This window comes from Staphylococcus caeli (assembly GCF_900097965.1).
Lineage (GTDB): Bacteria > Bacillota > Bacilli > Staphylococcales > Staphylococcaceae > Staphylococcus > Staphylococcus caeli.
Map to the genome: position 1 here is coordinate 350,883 of NZ_FMPG01000002.1, position 21,704 is coordinate 372,586.

The following is a 21,704-nucleotide window of genomic DNA, read 5'->3' on the forward strand; positions in this document are numbered from 1 at the left end:
TTAACAAAATATGTAGCTATTCACTTAATATTTTGAAACAAATCTTGTAGTTCGAATGGTTTTTTATCCGCTTTTAAAAAGAACTCCCAGAAATGATATGCTGGCTGTCCTGAAACCTTATTTTCTCTAAAAGATCTTACATGCAGTAGTCTAAAGTAAAATACTATAAAATATAGTATTGGGATCATATACAGTATGGATAATACTTTTGTTGCTTTCACTCGATTACACATTTCTATATTTGAAGAATCACAAGTTATTTTACGAGTATATAAAAAATATGTAATGATTTCGATGATTATAGTTATTATATAGACAATAATAAATGTAAATAATACAGTCAAAGCCAAGGTATTAACAAGCTTATCATTATATGTAAAAAATAGTGGTACTATAAACGGTAATGGTAAACCAAATATAAAAACTATAAATGGCAATATTTCAAAAGCTAGTAATTTTTTATTTATACTTTTTATTTCTTTCACTATATTCATCTCCTATTAAAAACACTTTTGAATCAAATTATTTCAATTCAAAAGCACTTAATTTGTACTTATATTAAACAAAATAGTTAAGTAAATTTAAGAAGAATGCAATAATTCCTACCATAATAGCAATGTTTAATAATTTTGATCCTTTATCAGCATCATATTTCTTATATTTAACACTACAAATTATGCTTCCAATCGCAAATAATGGCATAATTACAGTTAATACGATAAATACCCATGCCCATACTTTTAAACCTTTTCCTTTGTTTTCCATAATAACTACTCCTTTATCTTTCTAATTTAAATCCTATTTTTTACTAATTTATTATCATTAAATGATCCATCTAAATTATTTCCTATTTTTTGTGCAGGATAATCTATATTGTACTTCCAACCAAAATGTATAATTAATATTTTGCGTATTGAAAATATAAAATACCTTCATAATCATTTAACTTACTACTGATTAAATCCTAATAAAATTTGTAGTAAAATGAGCCAAAATATAACAAACAATGGTCTAATTGCTATAAATGCGAACTTCTTTCGTTTAATCCACAAAACAATATCTATTACTATGTAAATCACTAATATCAAAAAGAACAATACCCACACCATTGGATTACCTTCCATAAATTCTGATCTGAGTTGTGGCGGCGCTTTAACGGTCATTGTTATCATGAATATTAATGAAATGACTAAAGAAATCATTGCCTTGTATTTGGAAGCTTCTAACGTGATTGTTAGCGCTTCTATTTTTTCATATTTATTTTCTGAAACTGTTTTAGTAGGACTTTTTGTCAATTGCTCTATTTTTAATTTTAAAGGCTTAGACCAAAAACCTTTGATAGCCATCCACGCATACAATACAACACCCATATTTAATATCAATAGATAATTCTGCATACTATTATAGTCATTACTAATAAACAAGAATGGTATTAAATATAAGATAGCCACAGCTAAATAAACGAATAATTGTAATAATTTCAACCCTCCTGCATACATTACAGAAGTGATATAAACAACATAGTATAAACCAAACACTATGAATAATAGTAAATATTCCATAATAACTCCTTATAGTTCTAATACATTTGCTTACTCTTTTAATACTAAGATTTTAAAATCAGCATATTTTCTAATCCACTCGAAAGTTACTAAATAAATACCTAACAGCATAAAAATCATTCCAGCAATTATAAATTTTGAATCTGCAATATTAGGAGCCAAAATGTACTCTATAATTCTCTCAATATGTATAAATTGAGCAATGAAAGTTAATGCAATCCCTATAAAAGTTCTTTTTTTACCATTCATAAATTTATCCCATTTAGGGAATTCTATAAACATTAAAATAACTCCAATTGTCCAAAGTATAAATGAAACCAATATTGATAGTGTGGATACTAGCCAAAAATGATATAAATCTATGAAATTTTGTAATGCCACAAAATAAAACACATTATTAAATGCAAATGCAACGTTATAAGAACCTAAAATATTAATAATTGTGAGAAATTGTGCATATCTTTTCAATAACCTTTTATTAGGATTCTCAGAATTTTTAAAATTAATAAATCTTATAAATTGAAGCAAACTTAATATTATAATTAGTATTTCAATCAAAGTTGGTATCTTTAGATATAAGGGTATATTCTTATATTCAAGTCCATAGAATAACGTGAGTCCACTAAAAGTTATTATCACAATTGCTATACAACTCATTACTTGTGTAGCTGGCTTTCTTAACTCATCAATTTCTTTATTAAAGTCCATAAATCCCCCTTAACTTAATTCAAGGCAGACACCATTGAAAATACTGCACAAACAATGGAGTTCCAACGATGTGTGCTGAAAATTAAAATAATAAGCTCAATGAGACCTATTGCAAGATAATCGTTCCGATAATTATCCATATTGTTACAATCAATGGGACAATCGTTTTATATAGAAAAATATCATATTTTTTCTTACGATAAATATCGATAGCTAACCAAATTAATATAATGAGACATCCAACAAATATAAAAACGGGGTTCATAGATAATACATCTTCTTTTAGGGTCTCTATCATTTTGAGTTTTGTAATAACCATAAGGATTATAGCAATGATGAAATAATATACTGCTCTAATTCTTGATGTTTGTATATCTAATTCTTGATTTTCTAATTCTTCACTTTCTGGTTCTTGATCTTTTTGAATCAGATATTTTAGCAATTTCGGTTTTATCCAAAAGTATTTAATAGCAAAATACATATAAATATATGAACCATAATGTGTAAACATTAAAACATTACTTAAATCATGGCCATTTAATTTACCGCCAATAATATAAAATACTATTAATCCTATTAAAATAAACATATCAATAATTAATGATAGAATCGAAAAACCTTCAGATTTTAATAAACTTACAAATATAACAACATAAAAGATAATAAACAAACCTATTAATACGATATATACCAACTATTTCCCACCCCTATATTTTTAAATTTTGTATCTATAATGAATATCCATTTCCAACTACACCTTAAAGTTCATAATCATTCTTTTAACGAAGAACTATTAACTTCCTTTTCTTCATTGCAAAACAATGCATAATTAAAATATGATCTACCTAGAAATACATCTATTGCAATAATTGGTATAATGCTTAGCCAGATAAATTTATTTTCATCTTGTGTTGATGGCACTACGACTTTTAAATATATAAGTATACCTATTGCTAATATTTTTAATGCCACTCCAATTATTTTTGATAGATTGCCATTTGTGTTTTGAACAATTTCAAATTCATTGCATAATATTAAGTGTAAACCTAACCACGATAAAAACATTGCAACAACAATTAAAATCCAATAATTAAAAACTTCAAATCCATTTACAGTTGCTCCAAATACATAAATTGAAGCCATTGCTGTTGGAATACTATATCCACAAAGTATATTAATAATTAAATATCTTATTACTGAACTTCTATTAGTTTTAAATTTTTCATTTCTTTCCTGTATAAAATAAATAATGTTTATCAAAATCCAAAATAAAACGAATACATATATGTACAATGGTTATTTTGATATTAAGTTATCGTGAAAAAACATGATCAAATAGAAGAATAATGTTAGCGCATTTATATACACGGCAAACGGACTTATGTATGCTTTTTAATATTTTTCACAAAATTCTCTTTCAAAAGCGCACACCTCTAGTTTAAATTCTTAATAACAGATTATAATTGTTTGCCATGTTCTTTAATTTCTACACGGAGAAACGCCAAGAAAAAATAAGTTCTAGCGATAAGTAAATGAGCACAAAATAACATGATCATCCCCATCCAAATCATTTTGTTTTCCTCTGAATCTACAGGTAATATCAATGATAAGTAAAACAAGGATATGAATGATATTAAAACTAATATAAATCCTAATAATTTTTTTATTCCTCTGCCTAAATCATTAATCACGCCAAATTCACCATCGCAAAAAACAAATAATCCAATTGCTGATAAAACAATTAAACCTGCAATAATTAACCAATATGTAAATGCGTCTGCTCTAGAACCAGAAAAATAAAAAACGTACCCAGAGCTTATTAAAAATGGAATATTATATCCTGCCAATAAATTGATGAAATAATAACTTGCTATTCGCTTTTTATAGTTGTCTTTATTATAGTTTTTCAATATGATTCCTTTTTCTTGTAAATAAAGCAACAGCCATAATAATAGTGATACAACTAAATATACCCACATATACATTGGTACTTGTCCCTTCACTCCTGCCACAAAATAAATGAACATATAAAACCCGAAAATAATAAAATTAACGAGTGCGAATCCAATAAGATACGAATTCCTAATTGTTTCCATACATTTTATTTGAATTTCTTTGTTATCCATAATTATCCCTTAAAAATTTTCTATATATTGAAGTTCTTATCATACTTTCTAATTTTTATCTTCAATAGATGATAAATAAAATGCATAATTAAAATAAGAACGTCCAATGAGTAAATCAGAACATATGATTATGATGATGCTCCCCCAAATGAAATTGGCTACATCTTCTACTTCAGGAACTACTACGCTTAAATAAATGAGTAACGCAAACGAAATTAATTTAAGTATTATTCCTAGTAAGTTAAACATTGAACCACTCATACGATTTGCTATATCGAACTCACTAATTGCAAAAATATGTAAGCCTAACCACGATAAGAAAATCGCGCCTATTACCAATAACCAATAGTCAAAAACTAGGTACCCCTGACTCAAAGCTCCAAATACATATACTGATGCAAAGGCCATTGAAACACTATATCCACATAAAATGTTGATGATTAGATATCTTACTACTGATAATTTACTCATTTTATACTTTTTATTTTTCTCTTGTATAAGATAAATAATGTTAATAATAATCCATAAAATATAAAACACACATATATATATTGGTAACTTATTTAATAAATGATTATCCAAAATGATAATTGCGCTAAATAACAACGTTAGCGCATTTATAAATATGGCAAACGGACTTATGTATGCTTTTTTAATATTTTTCACAAAATTCTCTTTCAAAAGCTCACACCTCTAATTAGAATACGATATATAAAATAATAACTTTATTGGCCAATATTATAGCTGTATATCACTTTCTTTGATCACTGAACGTAGTAACCCAAGGTAAAAGTAACTTCTTGCTACTAAAACATGAATACAAAATAAGAATATGATTCCAACCCATATAGTTCTATTTTCTTCTGAATCTACAGGTACTATCATTGATAGATAAAATAATGATATTGCCGGAATCAAAATCATTACTAAACCCATCCATTTCTTTATTGTACTTACTTCACCGTTAATCACACCAAATTCACCATCGCAAAAAATAAATAATCCAATTGCTGATAAAACAATTAAACCTGCAATAATTAACCAATATGTAAATGCGTCAGCTCTAGAACCAGAAAAATAAAAAACGTATGCAGAACTTACTAAAAATGGAATATTGTAACCTGCCAATAAATTTATTAAGTAGTAACTTATTAGCCGCTTTTTATAATTATTTTTATTATAGTCATTCAATATGACTCCCTTTTCTTGTAAATAAAGCAACAACCATAATAATAGTGAAGCAAGTAGATATACCCACATATACATTGGTATTTGACCTTTCACTCCTGCCACAAAATAAATAAACATATAAAACCCAAAAATAATAAAATTAACGAGTGCGAATCCAATAAGATACGAATTCCTAATTGTTTCCATACAATTTATTTGAATTTCTTTGTTATCCATAATTATCCCCTATGCTTAACGATTAACTGTTGAAAAATCTCACTTCTTTAACTGCATATGTTGCATTTTAAATACTAAGCCAGTGCCAACAATATACAATATGAATCCGCATACAAGAGCGATTAAATTAAAACTGTGGAATATATTTCCATAAATCTGTTCACCCATACTGTTAAACCCTTGGTTCATGGTCAACAAAAATACGATTCCCATAAATGTTATTACTGAAAATGTGCCTATAATCGATAGGTATATTGTAGGTTTTGCCACCATTTCAAAGATACGTGCATTACGCTGCGGTGTGTATACGACAAGCCACATTGCATTCAATGCAATCATTGAAAAACAACCAAATCCTAAAATAAATCCTTTTACACTCAGCATGCATAAAATGCCACCAATTGTTAAGACAATCCACCAACTACGATTCATATCTCATATCCTGAGCTACTTGACCCACTTGTTTTTTATTTTGTTGAATCAATAAAATGCCACAAATTAACCAAGCAATGAAGGTAATCATGTTAAAACTTAATACTGCTCCAATAATATAAATTATGCCACTCGCTTTTGGCGAAGTTTTCATTTTTTTCCAACCCACGATACCTAATATGTCTACAATAATTGCTCCAATAAAAAACGCAGCAAACATAATCGCAAATGTTAATTGCGCTGTTGATTCATCTTGCACAGTCACTTCACCATTTACTGTTGTAGTTAAATCTGGGCTAATTACCCCTGTCATCGTTAAAATCAACAGTATTAATAAAATCAACGCTAAAAAGCTTTGTAATATAATTCCAATTAGTGATGTCACTTTAATCATTTTTCCCATTTAATCCCCTACTTATCTGTTATTTGAAAATCTTCCCAAAAGCATCATTAAATAAAACTCGAACTATTTTATTTATCAAACTTATAATAAACATAATAATATATTGCCCATCATATTTCTATGGTTTCCAACAATATTTTTATATTTATTTGAATCAAGCAATATATTTAATTACTTAGTTTATTGCTTTTCAATTAATACACAAAGAAAGTCAACGCATCATCTAATGCGCTGACTTTCTTATTCAAATCTATATACAGTTTAATTTCTTTGTAATAACTGGGACATTTCTTGAATTAAGGGATAAATAGATTTTCCTCTTTCAGTTAATGAATAACAAACTTTTTTCGGATAATCATTCGTTTCTTCTCTTTTAACTATTTGTAAATCGATGAGTTCAGTCAATTGTTCTGTCAGTATTTTCCTACTAATTCCTGAAATATCTCTGTGTAAGGAATTATAAAAATGCGATTCATCGTTTAATGTATTTATGATAATCCCTTTCCATTTGCCACCTAACAACCTTAGCGTTTCTTCTATAGGACATCCTCTCTGAATGATATAGTTACATGTTCCGTATTTCATATTACTTTTAATCGTCATCACTTCCTCCTTATGAAACGAGTTACTTATTTGTGCCTTCTTGTGACTGTGTTTTTAATCATCTACCCTTTATTTATAACACAAATTGAAAGGAAGCGATTATATTGCAATTCACTCAGATTTCATCACATATTTACAAATTAAGTATCGAAATGACAGTAGGAGTGCCAATATTAATCAACACTTGGTATGTCGTTGAAAATAGAGAAGTCTATATCATTGATACTGGTATGGCATCCTATGCTGATTTGCAGATTAAAGCAGCTCAATCTCTTGGTGAACCTAAAGCAATTTTTTTAACGCATGGACATTTAGATCATATAGACGGTGCACAAATCATTTCAGAAACATTAAACATACCCATATTTGCTCATGAAAATGAACTACCTTTTATAAACGGTGAAGTGCCATATCCAAATAAAAATAGCGTTGAAAAAACAAAAGTAAGTCAAAGAGTATTACCTTTTGAACGCGCTGATACTGTACCTTTGAAATATTTTTTAACGCCTGGTCATGCACCTGGACACGTCGTTTTTTTTCATAAGCAAGATGAAGTACTTATATGTGGTGATTTGTTTATTTCAGATTCTGAACATTTACACCCACCAGTTTATCAATTCACCTATAACATGCTAAAAAATATTGACAGTGGTCAAATTATTGATGACATTTGTCCTGCCCTAATCACCACTTCACATGGCCATGATTTAAACTATTCAAAAGACATCTATCCAATTTATAACTTTAAATATAAGGAGCACTCCCAATGAAAATACAACTGTTTCAATTTGAAATTACGGAAGCCAATTTTAAAAAAAATAAAGTAAAAATAAGTACCTTAATAGAAAAAAATTATACTGATGCAGATGTAATTGTCATTCCAGAAATGTGGAATAATGGTTATGCTTTACCTCAATTATCTCAAAAAGCTGATAATAACCTACAACAATCACTACCTTTTATCCAGAAATTGGCACAAAAATATAACACGAATATTATTGCTGGTTCTGTTTCAAATAAGAAAGCACAGGCTATTTACAATACTTCATTTGCTGTATCTAAGGATACGTCACTCATTAATGTTACCGATAAAATTCATTTAGTACCTATGCTTGATGAACACCATTATCTTGAATCTGGTGAAAATGTACCGAATACTTTTTATATAAATAATATTAAATCATCTCAAATTATTTGTTATGACCTAAGATATCCAGAAATTGCGCGTGCATCTGTCAGAGAAGGTGCAGAAATTCTATTTGTTGTCGCGCAATGGACGACAAAAAAATTACACCATTGGCGTACATTGTTGCAAGCGCGCGCAATTGAAAACAACTGTTTTGTTGTTGCTTGTAATAGCATTGGACAAGTTCACCACGCAAATCATAAAGGTAATACTTACGCTGGTCATTCAATGATCATTCATCCAAGTGGTCAAATTCTCATTGAAGCTGATGCATCGGAAACGGTTTTAGAATTAGACATTCAACCGGAAGATGTCACTTCACAACGCACCGCTATACCTACTTTAGATGACATTTACTAAGATCTTATGCTTTATAGAAACGCTTCAAAAAAAGTCTATCTCCTAATAATAAGGAAATAGACTTTTAGCTCTACACATGTATCTTTTAGTTCAATTTAATTTCTTTTTTACCGATGTCTTTTCTTTCATAATTTGATGGATCTTTGGCTTGGACTGTAACAGGTGTTTTTGTATCTTTCAATTTATAGAATTGGACAGATTCAACTTCTCCATCTTTATTTATTTTATCAGTGCTAGTATCTTCATATTTTTCATATAGATCACTTTGGTAGCCACCACCAGGTCTCAAATCTCTCTTTGTATCTTTAGAGTTTTGATAAACTTCAAATGCGTCATAGAATGCAGAATTAGCGGTAACTTCTTTATCGCTCTTATTTTTAACTTTAAATATTAATGCAATACTTGGTTTGTCATCCTCATCATATTCTGAAGCTTTAACAATTTTAGTATCTTTCAATTCAATATCAAAGTCTTTACTTTCAAGTTTGTCATTTTTAAATGTCGCATCTGACTTACTAGATTCATCTGATGAATCAGAGTCAACATCTACTGAATCAGTTTCTCCACCTTCATCTTTTGAAGCAGTATCTGATGATTCTTCGCTTTTATTTTCAGAATCCTTTTTAGAAGAATCATCTTTTGCAGCACACGCTGTCAATACAAGCAATGACGCAAATAATAAAGCTAGTAATTTTTTCATTTAAATATCCCCCTATATAATAATTAAATAAATATGTATGTCTTAAAATAGTATATCACTATCTTTTTGAAATAGTAACTTGTTTTTCAGGAATATTCACAAAAATTATAATAGGTTTTACACGTATTTAATAGTCATAAATTTGGAGATAATATAACTTTTTTATGAGATTTAAAAAAGAAAAGTTCTCAACTTTAATTTTTTAATATATAATCGTGTATAAACAATCTAATTTCAAACAAATGGGGGATTTTATATGCAATTTAAGTTAAAAGAAGAGGAAATTATAGATTTTCTAGAATTGAATTTTCCTGAGGAACATTTTGAAAAAGGGAGATTATTAGTAGGTCAAAACAAACAAAATGAGTTACATATTTTTTATTTAGGTGAGTCATTCAAAGCATGTGTCTTCACTAGCTTTAAGACTTTTGAACACCGCCTTGCAGAATCTATCACAGAGGGCGCCTTGCAACGCATTACATTAAAAGACGGATTGCTATATAGAAAAATGTACATTGAATTTGTAGCAGATAATTTCAAATATGGCACTTCTAAATTATTATTATCTGATTTCCAAAACGATAACTATAATGCATTTATTAAAGGAGAAAAAGAACGCGTCATCTTTGAAAATGGCAAATTCGTATAGCACACCATTTAACAACAACAAACAGTGATGTTAGTACCTAATATTCTATAATACAAAAAGCAGAATCCTATATCCGGATTCTGCTTTTCTCGTTTATCAACTATTATTGGAGTGCTTGATTAAACGCTTCAGCTGTTATTTCGTTAGCATGGGCATGCTGGACGTTTAATGCTTTTTCAAAATTTGAAGCTTGTTGATAAATTTGTTGTATATACAGTTTCAGTTTTTCAGAATCATTGAATTTATCAAATCGATGTTGTTGCGCAGTCACAGTGTGATTATGCGTAACATCTGTATAACTTAAAATCAATAAATCGTAATCAAAGGCTTTTTTCACTGCATTTTCTATTTCGTTGCCTTCATTAATATCTAAATATATGTCACATAATGCATATAGCGTTTCAATTGTTTCCTTATCAATCGCTGGGAACAATTTAACATTTTGATACTGTCCTAGATCTAACAGTTTTGATGACATCTCTGTAATCGCACCAATATAGAAATCAATATCTTCGTTTGCTTTCACAATGGACTCAAGATTGATGATTTGATCAGAATTGGTCATAATCAGTGCCTGCTTTTGATGTTTATTTTCTTTTTTGTACTGATAAATGTAACCAGCAGAAGCGACTAAACTCTGACTATTTTCTTCAAGCTGACCATATATCGAATAAAATTCTTCTTTATCTGGAATAAGCACGCGTGTCTGACGCTTTGTTCGTCCATTAAGAATAAGTTGCATATTCCCTGGAATTTCACCATTACTATGTTCTTGCCAGAATAATAAATCACGCCCTGGCGAATCTAAATTGTAAGTGACTGAGAACGGCGTTGCTAGTGAATTAATAACTATTTCTGTTAAATCCGCTTCAATTTGTTTCAAATAAAATATTAAAAATGCGACTTGCGATTCAAATAGATATGTTTTCCCCTTCCAATCCAACACAATGGTTTGCGTTTTATAATTTTCATAAAATACTTCTTGTCCTTGTTGGTTCATATATTTTTTTAGAATCGGTTCGCCTTGGGCATCCAAAGTCATTTGTGCGAATTTGACACCGTGCTTTGTATAATAGTCAATAAAACGAACTGTGCCATGTTGGTCAAGCCACTCTACATGATTTACTATTCGATTTTCATAGTGTTTTTTATAAAAAATTTTACCGCGAATGTTGCCCATATCTAGAATTAGAGCCTGATCATTATTGCCTTCAATTTCCCAATATTGTGGAATTTCTACATCATTAAAAAATTTAGCGTTAGCATTATCATTTTCAACGTTATAACTGGCAAAAAATTTATATGGTGAATGAATCTCGTCTGGCAAGAAACCATCCTCATGAATGACAATTGTTTCATTATCATGGCCGGCAAGTTTCAAAGTTTGATGCAACTGTTCCGTCATTTGATTATAATGTTCAAATAAATTAATCATGTAACACCTCTTCTATAAGATTTTGCCATTTCTGCTCAATTTTTGGGGTTAAAAAGTCCCTTGCAATGTTATAAGAAGTACGATGTGGATTTGCCATATTACCTTCAAAATATGCAATGATATACTGCGCTATGCGTTCAACAATGTCATCAGTGCTATCTTCTTTCAACGAGATAGGTACTAGGTACCCGTTTTCATTGTGCTTAATAAATGTTGGATTACCGTAATTAACATCAAAGCCTATCATACTTAACCCTGATCCTACTGCTTCCATAAGCGTTAACCCAAATCCTTCACTTGTTGAGGCTGATACAAACAACTCATATTGACTGTAAACATCATCTAATTTCACATGCCCTAAAAGTCGAATATATGATTCAGCTTCATGTTGCAGGATTATATCTGAAATATTCTTTTTCTCTCCGCCTTCACCGTAAATATCAAATGTAAGTTCCGGTACTTTTTGTTTCGCTTTAATGACTGCACGAACAAGCCAATCAATATGTTTTTCACTCGCAAGTCTTGAAGCCGTAATGATAGCGTACGGTTGTCGTCTGTTTTGCGGTTGTTGTAATGACGCTAAGCTTCCAACTGGTATCGTGTAGATATTAGGTTGAAATCCTTTATATTTTTGAAATTGTGTACTCAGGATTTTATTTTGTAAATCTGTTGCAGTGATAAAGAAATCAATATCTTTTGCATTTGAAAATTGATATTCATAATAATTATTCCATAAAATATGTGAGTCATTCATAATGTTGTTACTGAAATGTTCCGCGTGTACAACAACACCTATTTTACTTGGACCTTTATGTTGAAGCACAGCTTGTCCTATTTTTGTCGCTCGGTCTAAAATAATCATATCTTTCGATGTTAACTGCAATCGACGTATGAAATAGCCGACAAACTCTGCCTTACTATATAGCTTGGCATCGTCAAATGCAAATGTACTCTCGTCCCCATCTACATATTCATTATATGCAATAGAACCATCCTCATTATAGAATTGTCGCATATAAATTTTTGCACGATTTTCAAAAGGTGCATAATACTCAGAAAATACACGTACATAGCTATAGAAATCTTTTCTTACTAAAATACCATTAATTACAAATTCAGCACGGTCAACATACGGTTCATCATGATTTTTCAAATAACACGTCACGAAGGTTTGATTATTATTTAGAAATAATCTTACTTTTTTATCAATTTGCTCAGTGCGTATAACCGCTTCACCTAGCGTGTTTTTCAAATCATCTATCGTAAAAGTTGTAGGTGCAATTTTAATGTCTGTAAAATATTGATACAACCAAATAATCTCATTATCATGAAAACCCATATTACTCGTAAGTGTTTGTATGTTCTCATTTTGTATAAAATCTAAATAGACAAATTTTATGTTTTGATTCGACTGTCTTAACAACTTTGCACGGTAGGCTTGAGCATACTCTACTCCACTACTTGCCCAACCAATTCCAAAATTTATATTATATATTGTCATGCATACTCACCTCATTTTATGGAAAATGTATAACTAAATCATCGTATTCATCATAGGTAATCATACTCTGACATAAGTTTCTAATCATATTGCGCTTAATTTTAATAATCATTTGATCATAAGCGTCCAATGCGACTTTATGATACTCAAAAATAGCATTGCGTTGACCATTTTGACGGTTGCCTACACTTGCTTTCAACTGTTGCAAGTTGTCAACTTGGTCAATCCAACCACTATCCACAGCTTTCAATATTGCTTTGCGAACATAGTTTAAATAAAAGTAATCATTTTTAAGTTTTTGTTTGTTCTCTGCCATTTGTTCATGAAATTGATGCATCAAACTTTGTATTGCTGCTTCTTTACTTTGCGTCTGAATACTTGTCATTTTACCTTCAAATTTAAAACTAATATTATTATAAATATAATGCATCAGGCTTTCTTGTGTTAGATGTACCTCTTTGTTCAATGCATATTCAAATACATCTTGTGCCAATCTATCTAAATTGAAATCATCACTTTGAATCATTTCCAAGATTCTGTCGCGTTCTGCGTATACAAGTTCTCTTTGTATACTAATACTTTTTTCATATTCATTAGCCATTTCGCGCATTTTGACGCCTTGTTCTTCTGAAACACGTTGAGCCTTATTCACGCTGTGTTTCACTCTGTGTTGGAAGACACGACTATTTTCAAGACTATTAGAGTCATAGTTGTTGAGCCTTTGATTATTTTTAAGTTTTCCGTCTCCCCACCTTTGGACGAGATAATCATCTAATGAAATATAGATTTGAGAGCTTCCAGGGTCGCCTTGACGCCCTGCTCTTCCACGTAATTGCCTATCTACACGGCTATTTTCCATATGTTCACTGATAATTACAGCAAGACCACCAAGTTCATGAACCCCTTTGTCCAACTTAATATCAGTTCCTCTACCTGCCATACTCGTCGCAACGGTAACTGCTGATAAATAACCTGCTTCTGCAATCATTTGGGCTTCTTTCGCTACATTTTGTGCAATAAGCAAGTTGTTGGGGATATCCATTTGAAAGAGTGCTGCTGAAAATGCTTCTGCTGCTTCTGCAGTACGTGTGATCAAAAGTACTGGACGTTGTTCATTGTGGTAGGCCACGACTGCATCTAAAATAGCACTATTTTTATCTTCTATATTGATAAAAACTTTATCTTCATAGTCCTTACGTTGAACAACTTTATCTGTTGGGATTTGAACGACAATTTTTGAGTACAATTCAAAAAATTCTTGTTCTCCTAATTTACCAGTTGCTGTCATTCCTGAAAAATTATCAAATTGCTTAAACAAATTTTGGAAAGTAATCGTAGCCATAACACTTAGATCTTTGGAAATTTCTACATCTTCCTTAGCTTCTATAGCTTGATGTAAGCCGGCTTGCATTTTCGTGCCGGGTAGCATTCTCCCTGTAATACGATCAATTAGTATGATTTCACCATTTTGAATAAAGTAATCTAGATTAATATCAAATAAATGTTGTGCACGTATCGCCAAGTTTATGTTGCGGACTAAATCAAAATAAGGCTCATCATAAATATTCGATACGTTGAAATATTTGTTTGCCGCTTGAATTCCTTTATCTGTTAACCAAACTTCTTTCTTAGATTTATTAAGTTTAAAATCTTGCCCATCCATTGTTTCGACAAAACGTTTAACGATATGAAACAAGTTAGATTGTACTCTTGGTGCCCCAGAAATAACTAAAGGTGTTTGAGCAGCATCTAAAATAATAGAATCTACTTCATCTATAATTGCAAAATTTAAATTAGGTAAAAATTTATTTTCTAGATTATCTGCTAAGTTATCAATCAAATAATCAAAACCAAGTCTACCATTCGTTGTATAAATAATATCATGCTCAAATATTGCTCGCTTTTCACCTGGTCCATATTCATAATCCACAATATCAACAAAACCTAATGTGGAAGATAAACCTAGCCATTCGTAAAGTGGTTGCATTTCTAAAAAATCTCTCTTTGCAAGATAATCGTTTGTAGTGATTAGATAAGCACCTTTCCCTGTTAAAGCATTCAAATAAAGTGGCATGGTTGCAGTCAATGTCTTACCTTCACCGGTCTGCATCTCAGCTATATTGCCTTGATGAAGCACAATAGCCCCCATCACTTGTACATCTTTAGGATACATACCTAAAACACGTCGACTTGCTTCTCTTACTACAGCATACGCTTCTGGCAATAATTGATCTAAGGTCATCTTACCTTCTGACAACATCACTTTGAACGACTCCGTCTTAGCTTGTAGCTCTATATCGCTACATAACTGAAATTGTTCGCTATAAACATTTACTTTCTTAAGTACTCGTTGGACTTTATTTAACCGAATACGATTGACTGTCGAATTAATTTTTTGTTTCATGACTAACCTCACTATTAATAAGACTGCGTTCTAAGTATTTTAAGTAACGTGCATGGTTGAGTATATTTCTGAAAACATTCAATTCATCGCTTTGCGTTTCATGGTTGAAATATATATAAGGTGTGTGGCCATTTATATTGCTCAAGTTATTTAATTCAGTCTTTAAGTATTGTGCCAATTGTAAATCTCTATGTGATGTTATATAGACTTCACTTTGAACAATCCGATTTAGCGCTTTCGCTAATTCATTTGATTGAGGGCCATACCCTATAAGCCTAATCTGTTTGTTTATGCTTTGCTTTTTTAAATAGTCTATTAAAATTTGTAAATTGCTATGCAAACTTTCTGTATTCCAATTGCGTACGACTATGACATTTTGAATATGTTGAATAGCTTGATTTGATAAAGGTAGTACTTCGTCCATTGATGGTTCTTCAATTACTAAATTTAATACGTTTAACAAAATGTTTGTATTTTTCAACTCACTTATTTCAATACCTGTGTGATTTGCTTTTAATACCTGATCATCTTCTATACTAATTTTTTTGAATTTCAAGTGCGTCGCTGCTGCATTAATCATTTGAATTTTATATGCATAGGCATCTTTAGGATAAGCAACACTTTCCCGTTTTTGCTTGATAATTTGATGACGAATCACTGCCCCATTTTTACGATAAAAAATAATTTTAAAGTAAATGGCTGCTTCAGGCGTCACATCGTAATCAAAATTGAATTGATAATCTTGACCCTTTTCTAAGATTGGTAACTGAGGCGTTGTTTTATCAATATCATAGGTACTTAACATTTTCCATTCTTGAATTATAATTCCTGAAGGCATCAATACATTTTCAAAAATTGTTTCTGTAGGTTTAAAATTTAACTTTGTACCATATAAAAATGTAGATTTATCTGTGTGATTCCATCTTATTGTGAATTGTTTATTTACTTTCATTTTTAACTCTCCCAAATCTACTTTCTAAAATAATATGATAAAAATTTACAAACCAACTTGTAATCGTCGGTGAGTCATCATTGTGTCGCCCTGGTACTGCACGACTCATAACTCTAGCTTGTTGACTGCTCAATAAGGGTAACAATTCTGCAAATGCCCTTGTATCATAGTCATCATGTTTCATGTACGCAATAGCAAATGTCGTATCTGTCAATGTTGCTTGTTGCATGACATCCCAAAATTTCCTATTCAATTTATTAATATCACTCTGAGTTAAATCGCCTTCATTTTTCATCAAAACATCTAATGCCGTACCGAAGTCTTCCGGGCGTTTCAATGTCATATTATCTGCGACTGTGCCCACGTTAATTAACGGTTTACCTATCACAACGCCTGCTGGGTTCAAACGTGCACCATAATAAAGTGCGCCAAAAGATCCCATAGATAAACCTGATAGAATTAAATCCTGTGACTCAAAGCCTAACCATGCTAACTTTTCCTGAATAATCGTTTGAATCTCATTTTCATACGCTTCAGACCCCAGATAAAATGCGCCACCTTCAATTCTTGGATCACTAATTAATAAAAACGGTGCATCGAGACCATTCATCATAAAGTATCCTTCAAATCCTTCTTGAGAACGGTAACCACTAAAATACACATTTAGTGGTGGTTTCATATCACCTGGATTGAAATAGTGGAAAAATTCTTCTCTATTTTCATCAACGAAACGCTTTCCACCTAAAATAAATTGACCCAATTCTTTACGTGACCATCGTTTATGAATCGCACCAATATATAATTTCCCTTCACCACTTGCCTTTACAGAAACGCTCACATACGCTTCCTTAGGTCTCGCTTTAATTTCTATAGGATATTGTAATGCTTGCTCATCAACAATGTGTTCTTCAATCACAGTATCAACGGTACCACTTTGAATGACTCTAAATATATATTCAACTTTAACAGTGCCTTCCGTCTTAAATTCCGGCCAAATTTGAGTACCCTTCTCTTTATCACAAACCACGGTATTTCTCCATGAAGCAACAGGGGAATGAATTTCTCCAAAATCTCCAGATAACACTAAATACTTATTACCAATGTATTCCATTTCTCCACTAAAATTTGGATTAACAGTACAATATTTAGGATATATTTTATCTCCATATTGACCTGAAAATGTAATAGCTTGTAACTTTTCTTCAAGCATAACCTGCGACTCATATGACAATGGTTTTATGAAATTATTTCTTGCAATTAATGATTGTTCAAAATCAGGTCCCCAGTAATGTTCGTCAATATACGTATTATATGGCGTACTTACTAAATTTAAAACTTCTAATAAATCATGAGAATACGATGTTTGAACAAAAATAAAATCAAATTTACCATTTGTTTCTAATACATCTTTCACACTTTGTATATAGTCTTGATCACTTTGAAATAGTGACACGTCTAAATAATCCCATACTACTTGTTTCTTATGCTCAACGACATATTCTAAGTCAGTGCCACCTATCTGCAATACATTAAATTGTCGCGCCATTATAAATCACCTTCTATAAAATGGTTTAAACGTTCAATAATTTTTTCAGAGGCAAAGGCTTCAACTAATTTTATAGAATAAGCATAAGCATAGTTCCAATTTTTTAAATGCTCTAAAAAATAATCTAAAGCCGGAAGAACACTGCTAATATCTGAAATAACTAATCCATTCACTTTGTCTTTCACGTAATCCGTGTGTCTTATATTAATTTGAGGAATACACGCACTGATACTACTAATTTGTAAAAATAAATTGGGTTCTTGATTCAAATCAATAATGATTCGTAATTTCGAAACGATTTCAATGATATCTGTTTCAAATGGTACATGTTCAAGTTCTATTACAGTCATATATTCTTCTTCTTCAGCTAACAGAGCTGCAATACCATCTTCAGTTTCACCGATAGTATTACGCCCATCATTAATCTCTTTAATTTGGTCTTTTAACCATGTTGGGGCATCTTTGACTTCTTTTTGGCTTAATAAAATAATTCTCATATCATCATTCTGCCCTATATAAATTCTCATCTGGTTTAATAATGTCTGTAGTATTTCATCTGACAAACCGTCTATCCAAATTCCGATATACGTTTCATATAGTTGACTACTAATATTCGGAAAGACTTGAGCATCAAATGGTGTGATACGCATTATTTTGGAGGCAAGGTCTTGTTGCATTTTATATTTTTCTAGCATCTGCTCACTATCTACTAAATCAACTAACCAATAATCACTATGTTTGATTGATGAAAGTTGCATTTCTGACATTGGATAGTTCCTATTTTTAAAGATTGAAAAACATATTTTGAATGATTCCAGTGTAGACGATAAAAAAGTATTATGACGCTCGTCAGCTGCAATAATAACTGTATTCACATCTTTTCTTTTAGTAACATATGCTGCCAATTTCTCTTGTATTAATAAATCCATTCGCGCATAACTAGAAGCATTAAACATTTCTAAATAAGTTTCTGTTACCGTAACTTCATTATTTTTAATATTTTCAGTCAGAATGCAATCCCCATTAATTGTCATATATTCTTGTTTGTCAGGTTGGCCATCTGAATCAAAGTAACGAATAGCAGATAAAAAACCTCTATCATCTAATATATAGCGCTTCATCCGCACCTTATGTTCAAACACTTCAATCCACACGATATAACCATCTTGATTAAAATAAACATTTGAATATTCGTTTTTACCCGTTATACATCTCACAAGATACGGTGTATAGACAAATTCTGTTCCTTCTGGCCATTTTAATTCCTTAAAGTCAATAGGTTTTGGTGTTTGATGTTGAAACCCTTGTATATCATCAAATAAAGACCAATAATTTATTTCAAATAAATCATGTCTATGGAGAAATGTTCTTAGGTCTGGATGATAATTTAATATTAACGTTTGAAACCCCACCTTATTCTGATGGTGCATATGCATCAAACTAATCATTTCATCGAATTCAGAAACTTTGCGTTGATGGTAAAACGGTACAGACTGATTTCTCCACCATACCTCTTTGTCATACCACGCTGGAATAAAATATTTCATAAATAGCTCCTCACCAATACTTGTTCAAAAATCTCTTATATTTATCAAAATATAAATACGTTTTTATCGTTTCTGCAATATTAATACCGATATACACTAATACGATTAACTGTATTGCAAAATAAATTTGTTGTGCTAATTGTGGAACAAACAATGTACTGTATAATGGCACTGCAATAATGCATGCGACAATGATTGATCCAATCCAACATATTTTTCGAGCTTTCTTATTTAAAAATCTTTCAGTTGCTTCACCTGGTTGAATCCCTACAAAATAATTACCAGATCTCAGAAAGTCTTTCGATTTATTTTTTGTGTTTAAAATAAATCTAGATAACAAGTAACCTAATATAATTTGTAAAAACATATACAATGTAATACCCGTTGCATTATTAAATGTAAGTAACTGAATCGGTATGTCCTTGTGTTGTATTGTCATACTTAACAACAAATTCAGTACATTATTCAGTATGATAAACACAGACACACTTATCATGATTGAAATGCTGCCTGCTGGGTTTATTTTCCATGCAAGATACTTTTTGATTTCTTGATTTTCAAAGTTCATAATATCTCGATAATTTATTCGATATTCTATAAGTTCCATCACTAACAAAATAAACAGTGCTACGACAATAGCTGCAACAATAAAAACTAATATTAAAGTACTTGTATGCAGCGTTGCTAATTTCTGTTGGAATAAAGATTTCACTATACTCATTAATACAATTGGCATGGGACCTGCTACACCATATCTTACATTTTGATCTGCTAGCCAAACCAATAACATTGTCCCCGTTACTATTACTAAAAGTAAAATGAATATATTTTCCGAATGAATTTTATCTTTAATTACATATTCATGAATTACAAAGTATCCCTGAATAATACTAAGGACTAACGTTAATATTTTTTCTTTATAATGCTTCTCCTTACGCGTTTGTCGAGAAGCTTTATCCATATTTTTATACGCCAACAGACTAAAGAAGATTAATGCAGTTAGCCACGGTCCTAATCCTAATGAGAAAATATTCAGTGTATGAATATCTCCACCCATATTTGAAACTGCTATTTTGTAAAATGTATTATCCTGTTTCTGTACCCCATTTTCGGCAATTAACGAAATATTACTTCCTAATATATATATAAATAAAATTAAGCAAGTGAACAGCAATCTTTTATAAAGGACTTTGTATTCATTTTGCTTAAAAATATACTTTGTAAATTTATTTTTCACAATATACCTCTTTTTATATCATTATATCAAAAAGGCTAAGGATATTATCATTTTAAAACCATAAAATTTATGGAGTTTAAAATGATTTATCTCTTAGCCTCTTTTTTTACTGAAAACCTGAATTAAAATTTATCTTTGTTTTCTTTTGATTGCTTTTTAGATTTTCTAACTAAGCCAAGACCTGCAAGCATTGTTAATACTGCGCCAATTAATCCTGATTGATTATCAGAGGATTGACCTGTTTCTGGTAATGCTTCAGTTTGCTTCGCACGATGACTTGCCTCAGACCCTTTATTAATTTGTGAATCTGTTGATGGACTCACAGCTATCTCTGAAGTGCTTAATGATGTTGACGCACTGTCAAAATGACTACTTGATGTTGAAATGTTATTACTTTCGTTATTTGACTCTGAATGTATCACTGATGTACTCATGCTATTTGAACTACTTACTGATGTACTTTGTGATGTTGATATGCTATTCGATCCACTTGTCGAGTTAGATGCTGATGTACTTTGTGATATGGATATGCTATCTGATCCACTTGTCGAGTTAGATGCTGATGTACTTTGTGATATGGATATGCTATCTGATCCACTTGTTGAATTTGGCACTGACGTACTCATTGATGTCGATGCACTATCTGAACCACTTACCGACGTACTCAATGATGTCGACGCACTGTCTGAATCGCTCACTGACGTACTTAGTGATGTTGACGCACTATCCGAATCACTTACTGATGTACTCATTGACGTTGACGCGCTGTCCGATCCTGATACTGATGTACTCAACGATGTTGACTCGCTATCTGAGTCACTCACTGATGTACTCATTGATGTCGATGCACTATCTGAATCACTTACTGACGTACTCAACGACGTTGAGGCGCTGTCTGAATCACTTACTGATGTACTCATTGATGTTGACTCGCTATCTGAATCAC

24 protein-coding genes are annotated in these 21,704 nt (G+C 31.0%); 3 read left to right on the forward strand and 21 right to left on the reverse strand.

Annotation, left to right across the window (positions count from 1 at the left end):
* Positions 1 to 20: 20 nt before the first annotated feature.
* From BJS11_RS04510 to BJS11_RS04565, 12 genes are all read right to left on the reverse strand, one after another.
* Entirely contained in the window at positions 21 to 485 is a 465-nt protein-coding gene (locus BJS11_RS04510; RefSeq protein ID WP_069995442.1) for a DUF5083 family protein, read from the reverse strand.
* Positions 486 to 558: 73 nt separating this feature from the next.
* Complete coding sequence (locus BJS11_RS04515; RefSeq protein WP_069995441.1) at positions 559 to 765, reverse strand: hypothetical protein; 207 nt, start codon at positions 763 to 765, stop codon at positions 559 to 561.
* A 185-nt stretch (positions 766 to 950) separates the two neighbouring features.
* Positions 951 to 1,562 carry a DUF5080 family protein gene (locus BJS11_RS04520; protein ID WP_069995440.1) on the reverse strand — a complete coding sequence of 204 codons (612 nt, stop codon included), beginning with the start codon at positions 1,560 to 1,562 and terminating at the stop codon, positions 951 to 953.
* A gap of 30 nt (positions 1,563 to 1,592) precedes the next feature.
* The gene (locus BJS11_RS04525; protein WP_069995439.1) at positions 1,593 to 2,270 is read right to left on the reverse strand and encodes a DUF5079 family protein; all 678 of its coding nucleotides are present in this window, start codon (positions 2,268 to 2,270) and stop codon (positions 1,593 to 1,595) included.
* A 106-nt stretch (positions 2,271 to 2,376) separates the two neighbouring features.
* Positions 2,377 to 2,964, reverse strand: a complete 588-nt coding sequence (locus tag BJS11_RS04530) for a DUF5080 family protein (RefSeq protein WP_069995438.1) — start codon at positions 2,962 to 2,964, stop codon at positions 2,377 to 2,379.
* 77 nt (positions 2,965 to 3,041) lie between these two features.
* Positions 3,042 to 3,563, reverse strand: a complete 522-nt coding sequence (locus BJS11_RS04535; protein ID WP_081333087.1) for a DUF5079 family protein — start codon at positions 3,561 to 3,563, stop codon at positions 3,042 to 3,044.
* Positions 3,564 to 3,727: 164 nt separating this feature from the next.
* Complete coding sequence (locus tag BJS11_RS04540; protein WP_069995437.1) at positions 3,728 to 4,396, reverse strand: DUF5079 family protein; 669 nt, start codon at positions 4,394 to 4,396, stop codon at positions 3,728 to 3,730.
* A gap of 48 nt (positions 4,397 to 4,444) precedes the next feature.
* Positions 4,445 to 5,077: a DUF5079 family protein gene (locus BJS11_RS04545; RefSeq protein WP_069995436.1), complete on the reverse strand. Its 633-nt coding sequence runs from the start codon at positions 5,075 to 5,077 to the stop codon at positions 4,445 to 4,447.
* A gap of 57 nt (positions 5,078 to 5,134) precedes the next feature.
* Complete coding sequence (locus tag BJS11_RS04550) at positions 5,135 to 5,803, reverse strand: DUF5079 family protein (protein ID WP_069995435.1); 669 nt, start codon at positions 5,801 to 5,803, stop codon at positions 5,135 to 5,137.
* 39 nt (positions 5,804 to 5,842) lie between these two features.
* On the reverse strand, positions 5,843 to 6,235 hold the full coding sequence (locus BJS11_RS04555) for a DUF5084 family protein (protein ID WP_069995434.1): 393 nt from the start codon (positions 6,233 to 6,235) through the stop codon (positions 5,843 to 5,845).
* Positions 6,225 to 6,638: a DUF4064 domain-containing protein gene (locus BJS11_RS04560; protein WP_069995433.1), complete on the reverse strand. Its 414-nt coding sequence runs from the start codon at positions 6,636 to 6,638 to the stop codon at positions 6,225 to 6,227. Before BJS11_RS04560 ends, BJS11_RS04555 begins: the two co-directional genes overlap by 11 nt.
* A 261-nt stretch (positions 6,639 to 6,899) precedes the next feature.
* Positions 6,900 to 7,241 (reverse strand): winged helix-turn-helix transcriptional regulator, encoded by a 342-nt coding sequence (locus BJS11_RS04565; protein WP_069995432.1) that lies wholly within the window; start codon positions 7,239 to 7,241, stop codon positions 6,900 to 6,902.
* Between the two features lie 104 nt (positions 7,242 to 7,345).
* Between BJS11_RS04565 and BJS11_RS04570 the strand changes: the two genes are divergently transcribed.
* Positions 7,346 to 8,011 (forward strand): MBL fold metallo-hydrolase, encoded by a 666-nt coding sequence (locus BJS11_RS04570; RefSeq protein ID WP_142351577.1) that lies wholly within the window; start codon positions 7,346 to 7,348, stop codon positions 8,009 to 8,011.
* Positions 8,008 to 8,787, forward strand: a complete 780-nt coding sequence (locus BJS11_RS04575) for a carbon-nitrogen family hydrolase (RefSeq protein ID WP_069995431.1) — start codon at positions 8,008 to 8,010, stop codon at positions 8,785 to 8,787. The genes BJS11_RS04570 and BJS11_RS04575 overlap by 4 nt, the downstream gene beginning before the upstream one ends.
* 85 nt (positions 8,788 to 8,872) lie before the next feature.
* Here BJS11_RS04575 and BJS11_RS04580 read toward each other — a convergent pair whose 3' ends face one another.
* Entirely contained in the window at positions 8,873 to 9,487 is a 615-nt protein-coding gene (locus BJS11_RS04580) for a DUF5067 domain-containing protein (RefSeq protein ID WP_069995430.1), read from the reverse strand.
* 256 nt (positions 9,488 to 9,743) lie between these two features.
* Between BJS11_RS04580 and BJS11_RS04585 the strand changes: the two genes are divergently transcribed.
* Positions 9,744 to 10,136: a hypothetical protein gene (locus BJS11_RS04585; protein WP_069995429.1), complete on the forward strand. Its 393-nt coding sequence runs from the start codon at positions 9,744 to 9,746 to the stop codon at positions 10,134 to 10,136.
* Between the two features lie 103 nt (positions 10,137 to 10,239).
* On the opposite strand, the gene gtfB is transcribed toward BJS11_RS04585, so the two are convergent.
* The 8 genes from gtfB to BJS11_RS13565 all read right to left on the reverse strand — a co-directional run bounded on the left by gtfB (position 10,240) and on the right by BJS11_RS13565 (position 21,192).
* A complete protein-coding gene (gtfB, locus tag BJS11_RS04590) occupies positions 10,240 to 11,571 on the reverse strand; it encodes an accessory Sec system glycosylation chaperone GtfB (protein ID WP_069995428.1) in 1,332 nt (443 codons plus the stop codon).
* Positions 11,564 to 13,072: an accessory Sec system glycosyltransferase GtfA gene (gene gtfA, locus BJS11_RS04595; protein WP_069995427.1), complete on the reverse strand. Its 1,509-nt coding sequence runs from the start codon at positions 13,070 to 13,072 to the stop codon at positions 11,564 to 11,566. Before gtfA ends, gtfB begins: the two co-directional genes overlap by 8 nt.
* A gap of 16 nt (positions 13,073 to 13,088) precedes the next feature.
* The gene (gene secA2, locus BJS11_RS04600; protein ID WP_069995426.1) at positions 13,089 to 15,476 is read right to left on the reverse strand and encodes an accessory Sec system translocase SecA2; all 2,388 of its coding nucleotides are present in this window, start codon (positions 15,474 to 15,476) and stop codon (positions 13,089 to 13,091) included.
* Entirely contained in the window at positions 15,460 to 16,428 is a 969-nt protein-coding gene (gene asp3, locus BJS11_RS04605; RefSeq protein WP_069995425.1) for an accessory Sec system protein Asp3, read from the reverse strand. The genes secA2 and asp3 overlap by 17 nt, the downstream gene beginning before the upstream one ends.
* Entirely contained in the window at positions 16,415 to 17,974 is a 1,560-nt protein-coding gene (gene asp2 / locus BJS11_RS04610; protein ID WP_069995424.1) for an accessory Sec system protein Asp2, read from the reverse strand. Before asp2 ends, asp3 begins: the two co-directional genes overlap by 14 nt.
* Positions 17,974 to 19,521 carry an accessory Sec system protein Asp1 gene (asp1, locus tag BJS11_RS04615; protein WP_069995423.1) on the reverse strand — a complete coding sequence of 516 codons (1,548 nt, stop codon included), beginning with the start codon at positions 19,519 to 19,521 and terminating at the stop codon, positions 17,974 to 17,976. Before asp1 ends, asp2 begins: the two co-directional genes overlap by 1 nt.
* A 10-nt stretch (positions 19,522 to 19,531) precedes the next feature.
* Positions 19,532 to 20,734 (reverse strand): accessory Sec system protein translocase subunit SecY2, encoded by a 1,203-nt coding sequence (secY2, locus tag BJS11_RS04620; protein WP_069995520.1) that lies wholly within the window; start codon positions 20,732 to 20,734, stop codon positions 19,532 to 19,534.
* A gap of 146 nt (positions 20,735 to 20,880) precedes the next feature.
* A complete protein-coding gene (locus BJS11_RS13565) occupies positions 20,881 to 21,192 on the reverse strand; it encodes an LPXTG cell wall anchor domain-containing protein (RefSeq protein WP_148114206.1) in 312 nt (103 codons plus the stop codon).
* Positions 21,193 to 21,704: the final 512 nt, after the last annotated feature.